Here is an 18,455-nt window from a genome sequence, read left to right on the forward strand (position 1 = left end):
TGGACGTTGTTTCCGTTACCTTTTTAGGTACAGTGCGTCCCACATAATAAAGTCAAAGAAAGGGAAGGAGGATCCGTTCAGTAGGTTGTACGCCCAATACTTCTTAGGGAAAAAGAACGCTTCATCTGATGTCCAGAGCGGCCCGCCAAAGGGGAAACTACTTCCCCCGAATGTCTGATAAATCCGTGACATGTCACCACGCGACGGTAGAAAGCCTCCTTTTGACTGTGCGAATCGGGTTAATGAGGGCTGTGATCCACTCCCTGCATACAGGATCTGGGTGACACCTGTAACGATCACGCGATAGGTCTGCCGCTGTCCCGCTCTGTCCTGCACAGTAATCGTGGATTGTCCGTTGCCGAATGCACGGACGTACCCGGATCTGGAATCGACTTTTGCAACGTCGGTATTGGACGAGTAATAGGTGTAGGCGGGAACGCCGCTGCTCGGGGTTCGCGTAAGTGAGTTCCCTGAGCCGTGCTGAGATTGAACTTGCCCTTGCGGGAAAATATAAATATGCCCGGATAAACGTGCGTCAGAGGTATCGATGACGAGTGGCGGTGTGGCTACCGTGATAGTAAAAACGCGTGCGGATGAAGTAAGGCCACTCCCGTACAGCGCTTTGGCTGTGATGCTATGAGATCCCGTAGCCAGCCCTGGCAGTGAATAGATCCAGTTTGCGTTTGAGTCTACGTTTGCCACTCCCTTGGACGTGCCGCCATCAAAGATCTCCACTTTCTCACTGGGCATTGCCGTGCCGGTTGCTGTGAAACTGGTAGACGTCGTTGCACCGCCGTTGGGGATTTCCGTTCCTCCCGAATCCTTGAGTGAGCTAATTAGCGGCACTATTTGAACGGTCACAGTGAAGGTCCACGGTGCCGAAGATAATCCATTGCCATACAACGCTTTAGCCGTGAGGCTGTGCACCGTCGAGGCCAATCCGCTGAGTGTGTAAGTCCAAATACCCGCGGCGTTAACGTTTACTTTGCCTTTGCTAGTGCTGCCATCGTAAATTTCGACGCTTTTATTGGCCTCTGCGCTGCCGCTTACTGTCACGCTGGTGTCGCTGGTGCTACCTCCATTGGCAATAGCGGCCCCGCGAGAATCCTTTACTGAAGAGATCTGCGGCACGACTTCGTCCGTGACGGTGAACGACCAGATGGGCGAAGTCGGCTGGTTATCGTAGAGGCCTTTGGCGGTGATAGTGTGCGCTGACAGGGTCAGTCCGCTCAGTGTGTACACCCATTCTCCGGCACTACTTACGAGGGCTTGGCCTAAAGATTTTATGCCATCGAAAATTTCAACTTTTTCACCCGCCAATGCGGTACCAGCCAGTTTTAGTTGAGTTTCAATCGTGACACCACCATTGGGGACCTCAACGTTTTTTGAATCCTTGAGTGAGGTAATGGCAGGAACAACCGGCTCCTCGATGGTCAGCGTCCAGGGGAGGGAGATCAATTGCGCGCCATACAACCCCTTTGCAGTAAAGCTGTGGCTGGCCACGCTTAGCTTGCCTGTTTCCAGGCCCCATTTGCCTGATGGACTAACGGCGGCTTCACCCAGGGAGTTGACTCCGTCGAATACTTCAACTTTGAATCTGGCGCGGCCTGTTCCAATCACTCTTAGGTGTGTATCGCGGGTGGTGCCACCATTGACGATATCTTTGCCGTTAGAGTCCTCGACCGAGGCAATGATCGGCGCTTTGTCTGCTTCCACTCTCAATGACAAAGTGGCGGAATAACGGTATTGCCCGTCTCTGGCTTGCAGCACGGTGTAACGCACCTTAGCACCTACATCTATGCTGGCTTCGATGTAGGAGTAGGGCACGTGAAAGCTGACAGGCTTGCCGGCTGACCCGATCGTGATGGGTAGCCAGTCGTTGACGGTCCCTTCTGGCGAAAAAGAGGTCCAATAGTAGGTCACTACATCGCCCGGCTCGGTGCCCAGGTAGTTGATCCGTACATCCGCACCGTTGGGCACCCACTCAGGCTCTAGTACATCATCTGGCGCCTGTTGAACTTTTGGGGCAGGCAATTCCTTACGTAATTCGCCCACATTTATCAGCAAGTGATCCGATTTGCTGGTACCGAATGTCTGCACGCGATCATCGTTGAACGCTGTGTAGGATAAATCCAGTCTTCCGTTCGCCAAACCTGCGAAGTGTTCAGGTTCCACATACAGGGTGATGACTTTGCCTGCCTCGTTACTGGTCACGGGATGCTGGATTTCATGAACATACGGGTTACCGCTGGCGGTGGTGCCCAGCCAGATGACATCGAGAGTGTCTCCCGCTTTGATCAATTGGGATGCTGGGATTTGCACCGTTGCCCAATTATTGGAGGGTTCCAGAGTGTCTCCGACGACTTCAAGAATAGAGGGCGCTGCCAACGGATTAGCCTCACCGATTACTTTTGCAAAGGCCCTTTTTGAGGAGACGGGCGGGTCGCCATTGCCTCGCATGACAATATAAGAGGCCACTGCGGACCCTTTGATAATGTCTTTGATTTTGGCGTTAGGCACGCTAGCTTCAATGATCGTAGGGATGTTGAAACCATCAAAGCGCTCTTCGTGAGGGACGATGCCACCATTCAAGGACGTCCCTAGCCAGTTCAAGATGATTGAATCGCCGGGGCCGAAATCACTGGTGCGAACAACGATTTGAACAATCACATCCGCACTACCCAGCTGTTCGAAATCAATGATACCGGCTGAGTTGACATTCTTGATGATGGGCGCATCAAGGAGCCAACCGCCGGCCTCGACTGTCACGCTGGTATTTTTTGACCAGTCCTCGGAGAAATTCCACACCTCGTCGAATACTTGATATTCCACGAGCAGTTTGTTGCTGTCGCCTGCGGAGAGAATCGTTTGTTGATCGACCAATACAGTGATTGGATCAGTACCGGAAGCCTCTGCCGGGGTGATAGGCCGGCGCAGAAAGACACTGCCCCACCTCAATTGCACCGTGTCGCGGCGGAACCTGCCCGGATAGTTATCAATCACGACGGGCACACCCTTGCTGGCCCATTCGGCACTGACCCCGTTGTCGATGACGTCTTGGGGCAGACCCGGTTTCTTCAATTTTGAATGGCCGGGAAGATGTGGATCGCCATCCAGGCCGCCGGGCAAATCGAGCTTGACCAGTAAGGTGAGGGGGATGGAGTCTTCGGGAGGTGTTGTGGGGTTAACGCGGTTCAGCGTGTAATACACATCGTCTATCAGGCCGGGTACGATTTTGTCTTCTGGCAGATAGAGAAACAGTCGCGTATCAACTTCGGAGGCACTCACCCGCCGTGTGGCGATCTTGTTACCTGCGCCCCAGTAAATATCAATACTGTCGTTGGTGCTCATCATGTTGTAGGGGTCAATCGCGCAGAGCAGGCCGAACGAACTGCCATAAACCACACTGTGTCCTATCCCGCCATCAGCATCCACGACCGGTGTAGCCAAGCCTGAAATCAGGATCGGGCGTAACGTGAGTGTCGAGTTGTCTTGGTTTACAGGCGGAAACAGGCGAGTTGTAAATCGAGTCATTGTCTTATCCTCGAGGCGATGTTTTTTGTGTTGCGCACTGAAGTGGACTTAGGTTTGATCTAACGCCTGAGCCCTGTTGGCGTTGTTGTGCACCCGGCACAGAAGAAGGGGATTCCAATCATGGTTATGGCTTCCGCTGTAAACGAGAAGTACAGCAGTCGATCGTGATGCCACGGCTTGATCGCGCAATTGAAATATAAAGGGGGTTTCAATCACGCACGCAGGCGTGCATCGTTGACGGCTGCTAACGTGCGTTTTTACGGGAAAAAGGATCCTCGGCATCGCTGATCTCTGGCTTTTTAACGGATCCGGCGGCCCGCAGGCGCGCCGGAATAATTGTTAAATGCAGGTTAATCAGCGGGGCAGAGGTTTGGACGACGTGTGCTTAAGCAACCAGCGGTTTGCCATCAGTCCACGGCCGCGTGTCGCGTTTGTGGCCTTGTAGGTGACTTTATCTTTGAGGAAGTCCTGGACAGCGCTGCTGTTGCCACCACCGGTCGGATCCCCCCATGTCACGACACGGCCGTCGGAGGTCAGGGCTACGAAGGCATTGTTGTTGGCGTATATCGCTTGAACATCGGTCAGGTGCGAGGCCACAGGCGATACATCCCCACCGGTAGACGCCAGCCCCCATGCCACCACTCTGCCGTTTTTACGCAAGGCCGCAAATGCGCTGCCATTACCGGCTAGCTGTACGATATCGTCCAACTGCGCGATGGTTGTCGGGACCGTTCCGCCGGAATTGGCAGCCCCGCCCCAAGCCACAACATGACCGTTTTCCCTGAGCGCTGCGAACGATTGCCAAGTGCTCACGACAGACACGATATCAGTCAAACCGGCGATGTCGGAGGGGACGGTTCCTCCATACGAGGAATGTCCCCATGCCACCACCGATTTAGTCTCAAGCAGCGCGGCAAAGGCATACATATTCCCGCTAGCGATGTAATCGACATTATCGAGGCCAGCAATGTTTGCCGGGACGGCACCACCATAACTGCTATTGCCCCAGGCCACGATGCGTTTGTTTTCACGTACGGCTGCAAACGCATAGTAATTACCAACAACTTGCTTGATGTCCGTCAGTCCAGCGATGTCGGCTGGAACGGTCCCTCCCGAGCCGGCGGCGCCCCAGGCAATCACTGCGCCATTGTTGCGCAGGGCAGTGAACGCGGTCGAGGAGCCGTAAATATGACGAATGTCGTTATACCCCGAGAGTTCGGCGGGGACAGTGCCACCACTAGAGGCTGTGCCCCATGCGGCGATCGTGCCTTCGGTTTTAATCCCGGCAAAAGCAACCGTATTGGGGATGACCTCTATAAAGTCCGACAGCGGTAAATTATAAGAACCGCCCTCGCTGGCAGTACCCCAGACCGCTACACGTCCGTCTACCCGGCGTGCCGCATAAGCACTGCGGGTGCAACTGACTTCAGCGACATCGTCATAGGTGATGATGGTCGCCGGAATCGCGCCTCCACTGGTCGCGTAGCCCCAGCCAGTCATGTCGCCTTTGTTGCGATGAGCGACGAAGGCCGAATAGGTTGAGTTATAGCTCTCATGGCCGGAGCCGATAATATTGGCCGGGTTTAAGTGGACGGCATCATCTGTGGTGCGTACGTGAAGGATCTTCCAGGGTGCTGTATCACGCCACACGGAGGCTGCCACCCAGCCGGTATCGCCCTGATACTGCCATTGAGCCGTAAGGGGTTGGTCAGTATTGGCGTTAAACGCCATCAATATTTGCGACGAGCTATATGCCCGAGAGGTACTGCGGTTGTACCGCGCGCCCAGCACCTTGATCACACCTGAGCCGACCGCGCTCATGACGCTATATTCTGCGCTCGCCGAAGGAGCCTGCGGCGTGCCGTCTGCACGCGCTACGTTATAGAACAGTTCAATATCGAATCCGTCATTAGCGATAACCGTCGCGTACTCGACCGTGATTTCCAGATCTTCACCATCTTGGCTCACGGTTTTATTTTTCGACACCGTGCCACTGCCAGGCTGGCCTTTCCATTCAAGCGTGACCTGATCGTTCTTTTTGAGGCCGGCCTTTTGAATCAAAACCGTAGCACCCTCGCGCACGTCACCAGGATTGAGAGTGTCCCCTTTAGCCTGCTTGATCTGCGGAGCCGGTAACTGGCTCTCAGCAAGGCTGACCACGAATTTCAAGGGAGCCGATGCTCTGTCGTTGGCCTCAGTGTCATACGGGTCCACGCGATAGGTCACGGTTACAGTCGTGTCTAGGAACTTGATGGCGTCGGCATAGGGAACATAGAAAAGCACGGGTTTATTGTCCATGCTCCCGGTAATGGACCGGTAATCAGTGTAGGGAGCGGCTCCATTGTCAGCCGTCCACGTCATAAATACCTGATCCCCTGGATTCATTTCGTTTTTAGGGTCGTCAGGAGAACTGATCCAAGGTTCTATCGTGACAGTGACTTCGCCTTTTTCACCGATCCCTTTCAGGTCCAGAACCCCGCCCTCGACTACCCCTTCTATAGAAGCAGGGGTAAGCAGTTCGTTTTGAGCTTCGCCCACACTGAGTGGCAAAATGTTTGATTGGCTGATGTCACCGTTGGCACGTTCAACCCAGTAAGACGCTTCTATCGTGCCGCCCAGATTGGGCGTGACGTGTTCTTTAGTTATCTGAAAAGGAATTTCGCGCGTAGCCGAACTGCTGTTGAGTTTGATCCAGTCTTGGGTCTTGCCGGTTTGAGAGCCCACCCAGTTGTAATACACAGTGTCGCCGGATTGTATGCCGTTATACATCGGCACAATCAGTGTGACGCCGCGCGGAAACAGCTCAGGATCGATGACGCCCTCCACCTTGTCGACAGAAGGCGCAGGCAACTCTGCCCGGGGTTCACCGACATTCAACCGGGCTGTATGCAGTGATTTACGTTCGGAACTGCTACCCATCAGTATGTAAAAAAGCTCTAGCGTTCCCCCCTCGATAAGCTTTAGGTGCTGCCCATCAATGTACATATTGATGGGTTGTTGGGCAGCCCACTCTGAACCGGTAATCAAGTGCGACCGCAGTTTTGGTAAATAGATGCTGCCGTCCGGCAGTGTGCCGAGCCATTGCAAGTCGATCGAATCACCAGCGTTCATGGAGGCGTCGAATGGAATTTCGATGGTGGTCTCGGTCAGCTCGGGGTCGAGCGCGCCCGCTGAGGCGTCGATAGCTGTTGGGGCTTTAAGCAGGTAAGGCTGTCCTATGACCATGACAAAAATGGCTTTGGACTGGCGTTTTCCGGAACCATTTCCTTTGGTCAGCTCGTAGGAAAACGCTACGGTAGTCTTGGCCAACTTACGCAGCAGGGGAACGGAGACGGGGACTTCATAAACCTTAGGGACTTTGTCAATGTACTGTGAGTAGGTTTCTATCACCGCAACCCCGTCGGTCGTGGTGCCCTTGAGTGTCAGTACAAAGCTGTCCCCAATAGCAAATGAAGGTGCAAAACAGACCACGGCCACGTTCGTGGTCTCGCCCTCAAGCAGGTCTAGATCCAGAGTGTTGCCATCCACCAGTGCATCAGGAATTGGGGCTTCCAGTCGATTGGCCTGGGTATCCACCACAATGCGTTGCTCTGCACTCCAGTCTTCAGATTGGTTGTCAACAAGGTCATAGACCTCGAAGGCCACCGGTAAATCATCCGAGTCCTCGGCAGCGAGGATCGTTTCGTAGTCGATGATTATTTCAATAGGGTTCTGGATCGGGTTTTCAGCTTGTGCTTTGCTCACCTCGTGCTTGATGTGCTGCGAGCCCCAGATCAAGTCGATAATGTCCAGCTCGGTAATGTGCAAATAAGGAAGGATGGTGACTTTGATACCCGCCATTGCCATCTCTTTATCGACGCCGTTCGCGATAACCTCATCGGGTAAGCGAAAGAGCAGTCCCGAATGGCCAGGGGTGTCACCGTTCTGATCCTGGCCGCCTGGCAGTGTCAATTTAATGTAGATGTCCACGGGGACCGAGGGCTCGGGCGTTGAGGCCCCTGTACGCAATACGTTATAACTGACGCTGTAAGAGCCTTCTTTTAAGCGTGCAGATGCAATAAAAGCCGTAACAATCTGATTTTCTTCACCGATATTGATGCTTTTACTGGCCACAATAACCGGACCACTGTTATCCGTCAGGATGACATTCAGCCTGTCTCCAGGTGCCATATTGGTCCACGGATTAATCCGAACTTGCAGACCTCTGTCCGGGAAGTTCTTTTGCGCGGCAGCAAGATTGATACCCAGCTCACCGCTTGCTAAAGCACCGGTTGAGCCAGGGATATCGACTGGTTGAAGGGTGGTCAGTGGCGTATGCATTGTGACGGCTCCATATTGTCGTGATGACTGGAGTCATTTCATACTCAATGCCAAGGCTGCGCTACTGTCAGAAATGACAGGAAGGTCTTCATTGCAATGACTAAAAAGGCCTGTTCGGGGAGGGCTGATCAGGCCTTGGTGAAGAGTGGGAAGTGGTTATATCCAATCATGAATCGGCCATCCGGCCTCTCGCGCGTGTTCCCGTAACACCGGATCAGGATTCACAACATGCGGATGATCGACTTTCTTCAATAGCGGCAAATCATTGCGCGAATCGGAATAAAAACTCGCGCCTTCCAGGTTTTCTTCCTCGGCGTCCAACCACTCCAGCAAACGCGTGATTTTCCCCTCGCGGTAAGTCAGGGTGCCAACGGTGTGACCGGTATACACCCCATGCTTGACCTCAAGTTCGATACCCAGCACTTCATCGATACCCAGACGCTCAGCAATCGGGTTCACCAAGTGCGTACCTGATGCCGAGATCACCAGAACCCGGTCACCGGCTTTGCGATGCTCGGCGATGGTTTTGCAGGCATCGCTGAAAATGATCGGCTCGATATAGTCCTCTACCCACGGCTCGACTAAATGTGCGACCTCCTCAGGTGTACGGCCGATCAACGGCTCCAGGCTGAAGGCCATGAAGTCTTCCATCGCCAGTTCACCCCGGCTGTAAGCTGCCATCAATTCGTTATTGCGCGCCATGAAGGATGTGGGATCGACCCAGCCCAGGCGGCCCATTTGCTCGCTCCACAGGGTGGCGCAGTCGCCATGAATCAGGGTTTCGTCCAGATCAAAAATTGCCAAGGCCATCAGCGCAGCTCTCTTTTTAGTGAATTCAAGAACATCAGGCTACCTCACACAGGGTGCCTGCATCGATGGACAGTGCCACGCGTTGGCCGTCGGGGTACAGATCGGTCGGTGAGCGGTTGAGCACATCGACAATCAACTCCACGCCGCGTACCTCGACGCGATAGCGAATCACATTGCCCAGTAGGCTGTGACTGCGGATCAGCGCATCGGGTTCACCGTGCAGGCTTAAGCCCAACGTTTCCGGGCGAATCGCGATACGGCTGCTGACCGGGCGCTGCAACAGACGGCTGGCCGCCTCGGGGTCGAGCAGGTTGTAATTGCCGATGAAGCCTGCCGCAAACGCATCCACGGGTGCGGCATACAAGGTTTGTGCATTACCGCTTTGTACGATACGTCCCTGATTCATCAGGAAGATGCGGTCACTCATGGTCAGCGCTTCTTCCTGGTCATGGGTGACAAAGATCGTAGTCAGGTTAAGTTCACGCTGAATTTGCCGGATTTGCTCGCGCAAGTGCTTGCGAATACGTGCATCCAGCGCAGACAACGGCTCATCGAGCAGCAACAGGCGCGGGCGGGTGACCAGCGACCGGGCCAGGGCCACACGCTGGCATTGCCCGCCAGACAACTGATGCGGGTAGCGCTTTGCAAAGTCGTTGAGTTCGACCAGTTGCAGGGCCTCGGCCACGCGCTTGTGGCTGTCAGTGGCATTGACCTTTTGCATGCGCAAGCCGAAGGCGACGTTTTGTTCGGCGGTCATGTTGGGGAACAGCGCATAGCTCTGGAACACCATGCCGATGCCTCGCTTTTGCGGACTCAGCGGCACGATGTCTTCGCCATCGAGCAGGATCCTGCCATCATCCACCGGCGTCAGCCCCGCGATGCAGCGCAACAGGGTGGACTTGCCGCAACCCGAAGGGCCGAGCAGGGTGACGAACTCGCCCTGGGCGATGCTGCAATTGATGTCGCTGAACACCGGGGTGGAGGCGTAGCTCTTTTGCAGGTGTTCGACGCTGACGAAGCTCATGGGTTTTTGTCCTTGTTCAGAAAGGTGGCAACCCAGGTCAACACCCATACAAAGAGGAAGTAGGAGATCACCAGCGCGCTGGTGAAATGCCCGCTGCTGTTGCGCATGTTGTTCAGAAACACCTGCAAGGTTTCGTAGCGGGTGCCGACCAAAATATTGGCGAATACAAACTCGCCGAACAGGAAAGAGAACGACAGCAGCAGTGCCACCAGCAAGCCTTTGCGCAGGTTGGGCAGCACCACCAGAAAAGCGGCTTGCCACGTATTGGCACCCAGCAGTTGCGCGGCGTCCATCAGGTCTCGCAGGTTGATCGCTTGCAGGTTGTTGGTGATGGCGCGGTACATGAACGGCAACGCCACCGTGAAGTAACAGCCGATCAAAATCCACGGAGTACCGACCATTTGCAGCGGGCCGGAGCCATACAGTTGCAGTAACCCCACGGATGACACCACCGGCGGCACAGCGAAGGGCAGCAGGATCAGGATATTCATCAGCGCATCGAGTTTGGGGAAGTGGTAATGCACGACAAACAGCAGCGGCAAAATCAGCACCACCGACAGCACCAGTGCGGCCACACACACCAGTAATGACTGACCGAAGGCGGTCAAAAAGCGCGGGTCACCCCAGAGTTGGCTGTACCACTTGAAGGTGACACCGCTGGGTAAAATGGTCGCCGACCAACTGCTGGCAATGGAGTAAACCAGCGTGCCGAGCAGCGGCAGCAGCAGGATGAGAAACAACAGCCACACCACACAGCGGTGGTAGACACTGCCCGACGCAGATTCAACGCGCAACATGGTAGCTCCTCTTTAGCAGCCACTGGTGCACCAGCGTGACCAAGGTCATGAGCCCAACCAGAATTACCGCCAGAGCGCTGGCCATGTTGGGGTCCAGGCTGATGTCGCCCGACACCATTGCGGCTATTCGAATGGGCAGCACGTTGAAGTTGCCCGTGGTCAGTGCGTACACCGTGGCGTAGGCGCCCAGCGCATTGGCCAGCAAAATCACGAAGGTGCCGAGCAGGGCGGGGGTCAGCACAGGCAGCCCGATGAAGCGCCAAAACTGCCAACTGTTGGCGCCCAGCAATGAGGCTGACTCGCGCCAGTCTTCACGCAGCGAGTCGAAGGCGGGATACAGCAGCAACACCCCCAGCGGAATCTGAAAGTAGGTGTACAAAATGATCAGCCCGGTTTTCGAGTAAAGGTTGAAATCCTCGATGATGCCCGCCTGTTTGAGCATGATCGTGATGCTGCCGTTAAACCCCAGCAGGATGATGAACGCAAACGCCAGTGGCACACCCGAGAAGTTGCTGGTCATGTTGGCGAAGGCGTTAACGAAGTTACGCAGGCGCGAATCCACTTTGCGCAATGAATAGCTGCCGAGCACGGCAATCACAATGCCAAACACACTGGACCAAAAACTGATCTCCAGACTGTGCTGGATCGCCTGCAAGTAAAACCTGGAGCTGAAAATCTTGCTGAAATTGGCCAGGCCCCAGCCGCTGTCTTCCGATTGCACGCTGTGGATCAACACCCACACCAGCGGCGCGATCTGGAACACGATAAAAAACACCGCGAAGGGCACCAGACACAACAGCGCGAGCCATTTACCTCGGCTCATACGGCGGGCCTCAACAGGTCGCGGCACAGCGGTTTGTCATGGGCAACGCCCAGCAGTTCGCACACGGTGCCGCACAGTTCGGTTTGTTTGGGCTCAACATCCGGGTTGAAACTGAACGCATCGCCCAGAACAAACAGCGGCACCTGGCGTTCTTCGTCCAACAAGCCATTGTGCGAGCGATCGTTGTTCATGCCGTGGTCGGCGGTGACCAACACCTGGTAACCCGCCTCCAGCCAACCTTGCAGGTAATCGGCCAACATGATGTCGGCCGAGCGCGCACTGTTGCGGTATTGCGCAGAATCGAGCCCATGTTTGTGACCCGCATCGTCGATGTTCATCGGGTGCACCAGTAAAAAATTGGGAGCGTGCTGCGTACGCAGGTGTTCAGCATCCGCGAACAGGTGCGAGTCGGGGTAGTGGTCGCTCCAGTAAAAATGCCCGTATTGAATCGCCAAGTCGGGCGCCTGAGTGTGACGATCACGCGTGATGACAAATGGCGAGCGGTTATACAGCTCGCTCACCCAGTGATAGGCCGCGGCGGCGGTGCTCAGTCCGCCTTCACGCGCGTAATGGAACACGCTGCGTTGGTTGGACAGGCGCGAAACAGCGTTGTGCACGATGCCGCTCTCGATGGGCGGCACGCCCGTGAGGATGCACTCATAGAGCGGGCGCGATAGCGCAGGTAACTCACACGTGAGCGTGTACAAGGCGGCGCGCTCGGCCCCTACATACGCCTGCAGATGGCCCATGGCATGGCGGGCGACCTCGTAATTCAAACCGTCGAGGATCACCAGAATCACGTTGTGTTTCATGTACGACTCCGCAAACAGGGGGACAGGTGCTTCCCGGCCACGTAGGTGCTGGCGAAGGCGGCGATCTTTTGCTCAATAAAAAGATCGCCGCCTCCGTGCCTCGGCAGCTTCTACGGGGTTATTGCATGTTGATGATGACTTCTTCTTGCCACAGCTGCGGCAGAGCCTTGGAGGTTTTCTCCCAGGCAGCGGTATCTTTGATCGGCGTTACGTTCTTGTACTGCTCGTTTGGCAGCAGTTGTTTTTGCACGTCTTCGGGCAGCTTGAGGTGTTCAGCGCGAATCGGCCGCGCATTGCCTCGCGCCAGGTTGGTCTGGCCCGCATCACTGAAGATGAACTCGCGGGTCAGCTTGGCCGCATTCGGGTGCTTGGCGTATTTATTGATGAGGGTGGTGTAACCCGAAATCACCGAGCCATCGGAGGGGATCAGCACCACGTAATCATCGGGGTTAGCCATTTTTGCCTTGTAGCTCAAGCCGTTGAAATCCCAGACCACGCCCACTTCCACTTCACCTTTTTCCATCGTGGCGATGGTCGGATTGGCCAGTGACAAGCGACCTTGTTTGGCGATGTCGGCAAACATCAACAACGCGGGCTGGATGTTGGTCTCATTACCTTTATTGGCGATCGCGGCAGCCAATACGCCGTTGGTGGCTTGCGCCGCTGTGCTGACATCCCCGATGGACACTTTGTACTTGCCGGTTTTGAGGTCGGACCACGTGGTCGGCACTTCGGAGCCGTGCAAGAGTTTCTTGTTGACGATGAACGCAATGGTGCCGGTGTAGGCCAATGCCCAGTTGCCGTCTTTGTCTTTCGCCCAATCCGGGATTTGCTCCCACGTTGTCGGTTTGTACGGCTGGGTGACGCCTTTGGCCACGGCGATCGGGCCAAAGGCTGCACCCACGTCCCCGATATCAGCACTGGCGTTGTCTTTTTCGGCCTCGAACTTAGCCACTTCTTGTGCCGAACTCATGTCTGTGTCGATGTGTTTGAGGCCGTAAAGCTTATTCAGGTCTGCCCACGTGCCTTTCCAGTTGGCCCAGTCATCGGGCATGCCCACGCTGTTGACAGTGCCTTCGGCACGGGCTGCTGCTTCGAGGGTTTTCAAGTCGACGTCAGCGGCCATGGCCGTGGTGCACAGGGCAATGCTTGAACCTAACAGTGATGCCAGAAAAAACTGTTTCATCCGTAGCTCCTGGGGCGTTTTCAACGCTGGGTTTTATGGGTGTTTGCAGTGGGTTGGTCTAGGTCAGCAATACCCGAGCCAATTTAAGGGGCACGTATGACACTTTAATGTCGGCATCCACCAGGCACGGCCTCGTTGAAGTTTGAGCACTCGTTGCCGGTAAGCGTAGACCATGCCAAAGCCCCGGAGTCAGGGCGTTTGGCGGGATTGATCGGGGCATTATGGCGGGGTTTGTCATCGAACAGTCATGTGATCTGCCTAGGCTTGGCAGTCTCACGGCGCGGCTATTGAACACCGCGCTGGCCCGTGTTTGGTGCTGGACTAGTCCAGATAGGTAACGTTGATGCAAACAGGTGCACCCAAAGCGGTGACAGCGATCAGCCGCGCGCTGCAAGAACAAATTGAATGTGGCCTGTTGGCCTGCGGCAGTCAGTTGCCGGCCGAGCGCAAACTCAGCGAACTGTTCTCCACGACCCGCGTGACGCTGCGCGAGGCGTTGTTGCAGTTAGAAGCGCAAGGGTTGGTGTATCGCGAGGAGCGCCGAGGCTGGTTTATATCGCCGCCGCGCCTGGCCTACAACTTGATGCAGCGCAGTCACTTTCACGCGATGGTCAGCGCTCAAGGCCGGGTGGCCACCACGCAGGTGCTTTCGGCGCGCCTGCAACCTGCGTCAGCCGCGGTGTGTGAGCGCTTGAAGTTGCCCGCACTGTCGAGCGTGATTCAGATCTGTCGCGGGCGGTGCATCGATGGGCGACGGGTGTTGTATGTCGAGCACTACCTGAACCCGCAATATTTCCCACAGATTCTTGAGTTCGACCTCACGCAGTCAATCACCGAGCTGTATGCCCGGCACTACGATTTGCACTATGGGCGGGTACAGTTTGAAATCGTGCCCACGGCATTGCCTGTGCAAGCGGCGGCCACCTTGAAGGTGTCAACGGGCAGCCCCGGCCTGCGCATAGCGCGGGTTAACTACGATCAGCACGAGCGGCTGATTGATTGCGACCTGGAGTATTGGCGACATGACGCGATCCACGTCGGGGTCGACGTACTGGCGCAATAATCTGATCGGCGTAGGCTTTAATCCTTTTGCAAAATGCCACTCCCCGCGGTGACGACTTGCACGCTCAAGCGCGGGGTTGCCAAGTCCAATCCCGCCTCATCCAGATGCCGTTTGAGCGACAGGTTAAACGCGCGGGACACTTCCCATTGCTTGATCGGCGCGGTCTTGAAGCGAGCACGCAAAATCGCGCTGCCGGACTCGAAGCTTTCCACGCCCTGAATCTCCAGGGGCGACCAAATGTTGCGACGCTGAAGCGGATCGGTGCGCATTTTTTGCCCGACGTCACGCATCAGTTTGATCGCATCGTCGATTTCCATGTTGTACGGGATCGCCACGCGAAAGATCGCGTAGCCGAACTCGCGGGAATAGTTCTTGATGCTTTTGATTTCGCTGAACGGGATGGTGTGCACAATGCCGTCGATATCGCGCAGACGCACGGTGCGAATCGTCAGCCCTTCAACGGTGCCGAGGTGGCCGCCGACGTCCACGTAATCGTCGATTGCCAGCGAGTCTTCAATGATGATGAACAGGCCGGTAATCAAGTCCGCAACCAGCGATTGCGCACCGAAACCAATGGCCAGACCGATCACACCGGCACCGGCCAGCAGCGGCGTTACGTTCATGCCCATGTTGGCCAGGGCGACGATCAGGGCAATGATAAAAATGGCCGCGAACAGCACGTTGCGAATCAGCGGCATCATGGTTTGTGCGCGTGCATTCGCCAGCCCTTTGCGCGAGCGGGTCAGGGCGTGGTGAATGGCGGTGTCGGCAAGAATCCAGATCAGCCAGGCAAATAACAGCGTGCCGCCCAGGCCAAACAGTTTGACGGTGATTTCATGGCCATCACCTTCGGTGAAGCGGATCAGCGACAAGCCCCACACCCGCAGCCCCAATTCAATGAACACCAGCCACACCACCAGATGCGCCAGAGTGTAGACAAAGTTCTTGAGGCGCTCCGAATACAGCGCGTGACGTTTGTGCCCGCGTTGAGGCTTGTGCGCATGTCGGCGCACCAGCCCGTTGATCACCATGCACAGCACCACCAGCACGGTGCAGATCAGCGATTGGCGCAAGGCGGTGCTGGTGTCGCCAGCAGAAATGAAGGTGGCGGCCAACGAAATGCCCACCAGAATCAGTGCTGCGATCCACCAGTAAGTACCGAGTAACTCGATGGTGTCGCTCAAGGCGCGGCGGGTCAGGCGTCGCGATAACGGCTGGTTACGGATCAGGTGCGCAATCGGTCGACGGAAGCGGATGATAAACAGCCCGGTGGACAGCGCCGCCATCACATTGGCGAACGTCGCGGCGGTATGGGCTAAATGCACGCCCAGCGTGGCCACCAGTCGCGGGTCGCTGAGGGCTTCGCCGAACGCTGCAAAACTGCCGATCCACCACAACGGGCGGAAAGCCTGATGACGCAGAATGTGCAGCGCGCGATGACGGTGCGGGCCATCGAGCAGCGAGAACGCGATCACACAAATCGCTGAGAAGCAGGTGCCAATAACCAGCGCGTAGGCCAGCACCATCGCCAGATCTTTGCCTAGCGAGGACGGCAACGAGTAACTCATGTACACGGTGATCATCAAGGCCACCAGCCACGGCCCCAGTTTGCGCAAGGCAAAGCGCAGCATGTCCACCGCCTTGGGGTGCTGCGGCAGCTCTTCACTCAAGCCAAAACGCAAGCGCACCCGATGGCTGACCCAAATCAGCAGGGCGGCCAGCAGGCTCCACAGCATGATGATCAGGGCAAAGGCAAAGATGATCGGCAGCCATTGACTGGCGGGCAGCATCAGGGCTTTGAGTTCGTCCTGAGCTTGTTCAATTTCCCGTGCCCAACGATAAGACGGGCTGTCAGTGCCGGTGAATTGTTTTTCAAGATCACCCAGCGTGCTGCCAATCAACCCGAGCACTCCCAGCTCGGCCTCGGGTTGGGCTTTTTTGGTCGCATCGCGCAGCTTTTTCAGGTCGGCCAGCAGTTTGCTGCGTTGCTGGTCGCTCTCAAGGTTTTTGATCACCTCGTCCAGCGATTGAGCCAGCGGCTCGGCGGGTTGGGCCTGGGACTTATCCGAACTGCCCAGCAAACCGGGCAAGCCAACGGCCTGGGCTGAGGCCAGGGGGAGCAGCGTCAGCACGCAAGCGAGCAGGAAATAGGGCAGGGCGAGCAGACGAAGAAACAAGGGCGATCAACCTCAAGGGAAGCGGGTTGAGCGAGTGTACGCTAGGGCCCGCGATGATTCATTTCTTGTCACGCCTGAAATCAATCATCGCTGGATTTTACGAAAAGAAACGAAACGTTTATGAGTTCAGCTTGGCAAGTATCTTGAACACGATGGTGCCGAAAATCAGCAGCATGCCGCACCAGATCATCAGGACGCCGATGCCGCTGGTTCGCTCGCGCAGGGTGAAACCGATGGTCAGCAGCAGCATGCCGCACACAATGGGAATCATCATGGAGTGGAACGCAGACATCTCAATCATTGTTATGGACCTGAAGGAATGAATGCGCTCAAGTCTAGGCGTCTTTACAAAATTTTGCGGTGACGTGTATCAAATTTGAGCCTTTCGCCTGGAGCACCGCTGCGGTGCTCCAGAGCATGCGCAGTGAAATGCTTTTTAAGGCAGTTGCTGGCTGGCGTAGAACGCACTTAACACTTTGACCAGATGCGCCAGGTCATGGCTGCCCGCCAGTTCGCGAATGGAGTGCATGGCAAATGTCGGCAGGCCGATATCCACTGTGCGCACACCCAGGTGGCTGGCGGTAATCGGGCCGATGGTGGATCCACATCCCATGTCGCTGCGCACCACAAAGCTTTGCACGGGCACTTCTTCGGCCATGCACAAGTGACGGAAGAAACCGGCTGTTTCGCTGTTGGTGGCGTAACGCTGGTTGCTGTTGACCTTGATCACCGGGCCTGCGTTGAGCTTTGGGCCGTGGTTGGCGTCGTGCTTGTCGGCGTAGTTGGGGTGTACGCCGTGAGCGTTGTCAGCCGACACCAGCAGCGATTTTTGAATGGTGCGTACGAACTCATCACCTTCAGGCAGCAGGCGTTGCAGGATTTGCTCCAGCATCGGGCCGTCGGCGCCGCAGGCTGAGCAGGAGCCGACTTCTTCGTGGTCGTTGGCCACAAACAGGCAGGTTTCATCGGTCTCGGTGTTGAGCAGCGCTTGCAAACCGGCGTAGCACGACAGCAAATTGTCCAGACGTGCCCCGGCAATGAAGTCGCTGTTCAGACCAATCACCGCGGCACTTTGGGTGTCGTAGAAGCTCAGCTCGAAATCGAGCACCACGTCGGCATTCAGGCCGTGCTCGCGCGCCAGTTGGTCGGTCAGCAAGGCGCGGAAGTCTACCCGCTCATCGCCCGCCACCTGCGCCAGAATCGGTGGCAGCTCGGTTTGCGGGTTGATCGCCCAGCCTTCGTTGGCGGCGCGATTGAGGTGAATCGCCAGGTTGGGAATGGTGGCGATAGGCGTTCTGAAGTCAATCAGTTGGCTTTCGACCATGCCGTCGCGGCGGAAGGTGACACGCCCGGCCAGCGACAGGTCGCGGTCAAACCAGGGGGCGAGCAACGCGCCGCCATACACCTCAACGCCCAATTGCCAAAAGCCCTGACGTTGCAGTTCGGGCTGAGGCTTGACTCGCAGGCAGGGGCTGTCTGTGTGTGCGCCGACCATGCGAATACCACCGTGCAAAGGTGAGTGGCGGCCCAGCTTGAAGGCAACGATAGAGGAGTCGTTGCGAGTGACGTAATAGCGCCCGTTGGCTTCAGTGAACCAGGTTTCGCGTTCGTCGAGGCGCTGATAACCGGCGGCCTCCAGACGCTGAACCAGACTGGCGGTGGCATGAAAGGGGGTAGGGGAGGCCTTGAGAAAGTCGATCAGGCCTTGGTTCAACTCTTCGCGCATAAGTTACTCCAGACAGCAAGGCCGCGAGTTTAGCGCATTGGTCGCAAGAATTGACCTCAAATGAACGTGAGACCTGTAGTCGCTGCCCAGGTACGCAGGCTGCGATCGGGCGCGAAGCGGCCGTAAATCCCAATCACTGCGGTACAGCTGACACACCGGATTTAACGGTTTCACGACGGCTTT

12 protein-coding genes are annotated in these 18,455 nt (G+C 56.2%); 1 reads left to right on the plus strand and 11 read right to left on the minus strand.

Annotated elements, in window-relative coordinates; all coding sequences use genetic code 11:
* Nucleotides 1-15: 15 nt before the first annotated feature.
* From TU86_RS15695 to TU86_RS15730, 8 genes are all read right to left on the minus strand, one after another.
* Nucleotides 16-3,534, minus strand: a complete 3,519-nt coding sequence (locus tag TU86_RS15695) for an Ig-like domain-containing protein (protein ID WP_048365246.1) — start codon at nt 3,532-3,534, stop codon at nt 16-18.
* 354 nt (nt 3,535-3,888) lie between these two features.
* Nucleotides 3,889-7,854: an RCC1 domain-containing protein gene (locus tag TU86_RS15700; protein WP_048365247.1), complete on the minus strand. Its 3,966-nt coding sequence runs from the start codon at nt 7,852-7,854 to the stop codon at nt 3,889-3,891.
* A 156-nt stretch (nt 7,855-8,010) separates the two neighbouring features.
* On the minus strand, nt 8,011-8,664 hold the full coding sequence (locus TU86_RS15705; protein ID WP_048365248.1) for an HAD family hydrolase: 654 nt from the start codon (nt 8,662-8,664) through the stop codon (nt 8,011-8,013).
* Between the two features lie 34 nt (nt 8,665-8,698).
* The gene (locus TU86_RS15710) at nt 8,699-9,688 is read right to left on the minus strand and encodes an ABC transporter ATP-binding protein (protein WP_048365249.1); all 990 of its coding nucleotides are present in this window, start codon (nt 9,686-9,688) and stop codon (nt 8,699-8,701) included.
* A complete protein-coding gene (locus tag TU86_RS15715; RefSeq protein WP_048365250.1) occupies nt 9,685-10,485 on the minus strand; it encodes an ABC transporter permease in 801 nt (266 codons plus the stop codon). The genes TU86_RS15710 and TU86_RS15715 overlap by 4 nt, the downstream gene beginning before the upstream one ends.
* Nucleotides 10,472-11,308, minus strand: a complete 837-nt coding sequence (locus TU86_RS15720; RefSeq protein WP_048365251.1) for an ABC transporter permease — start codon at nt 11,306-11,308, stop codon at nt 10,472-10,474. The genes TU86_RS15715 and TU86_RS15720 overlap by 14 nt, the downstream gene beginning before the upstream one ends.
* Nucleotides 11,305-12,120, minus strand: a complete 816-nt coding sequence (locus TU86_RS15725) for an alkaline phosphatase family protein (RefSeq protein ID WP_048365252.1) — start codon at nt 12,118-12,120, stop codon at nt 11,305-11,307. The genes TU86_RS15720 and TU86_RS15725 overlap by 4 nt, the downstream gene beginning before the upstream one ends.
* Before the next feature lie 118 nt (nt 12,121-12,238).
* Nucleotides 12,239-13,306, minus strand: coding sequence for an ABC transporter substrate-binding protein (locus TU86_RS15730; RefSeq protein WP_048365253.1), 1,068 nt, complete (start codon nt 13,304-13,306; stop codon nt 12,239-12,241).
* 343 nt (nt 13,307-13,649) lie between these two features.
* Between TU86_RS15730 and TU86_RS15735 the strand changes: the two genes are divergently transcribed.
* Nucleotides 13,650-14,369, plus strand: a complete 720-nt coding sequence (locus tag TU86_RS15735; RefSeq protein WP_048365254.1) for a UTRA domain-containing protein — start codon at nt 13,650-13,652, stop codon at nt 14,367-14,369.
* Nucleotides 14,370-14,386: 17 nt separating this feature from the next.
* Here TU86_RS15735 and TU86_RS15740 read toward each other — a convergent pair whose 3' ends face one another.
* The 3 genes from TU86_RS15740 to TU86_RS15750 form a co-directional block, all read right to left on the minus strand.
* A complete protein-coding gene (locus TU86_RS15740; protein WP_048365255.1) occupies nt 14,387-16,546 on the minus strand; it encodes a mechanosensitive ion channel family protein in 2,160 nt (719 codons plus the stop codon).
* A 118-nt stretch (nt 16,547-16,664) separates the two neighbouring features.
* A complete protein-coding gene (locus tag TU86_RS15745; protein WP_048365256.1) occupies nt 16,665-16,847 on the minus strand; it encodes a hypothetical protein in 183 nt (60 codons plus the stop codon).
* 135 nt (nt 16,848-16,982) lie between these two features.
* Nucleotides 16,983-18,272, minus strand: coding sequence for a M18 family aminopeptidase (locus TU86_RS15750; protein ID WP_048365257.1), 1,290 nt, complete (start codon nt 18,270-18,272; stop codon nt 16,983-16,985).
* Nucleotides 18,273-18,455: the final 183 nt, after the last annotated feature.

The organism is Pseudomonas weihenstephanensis (genome assembly GCF_001043055.1).
Lineage (GTDB): Bacteria > Pseudomonadota > Gammaproteobacteria > Pseudomonadales > Pseudomonadaceae > Aquipseudomonas > Aquipseudomonas weihenstephanensis.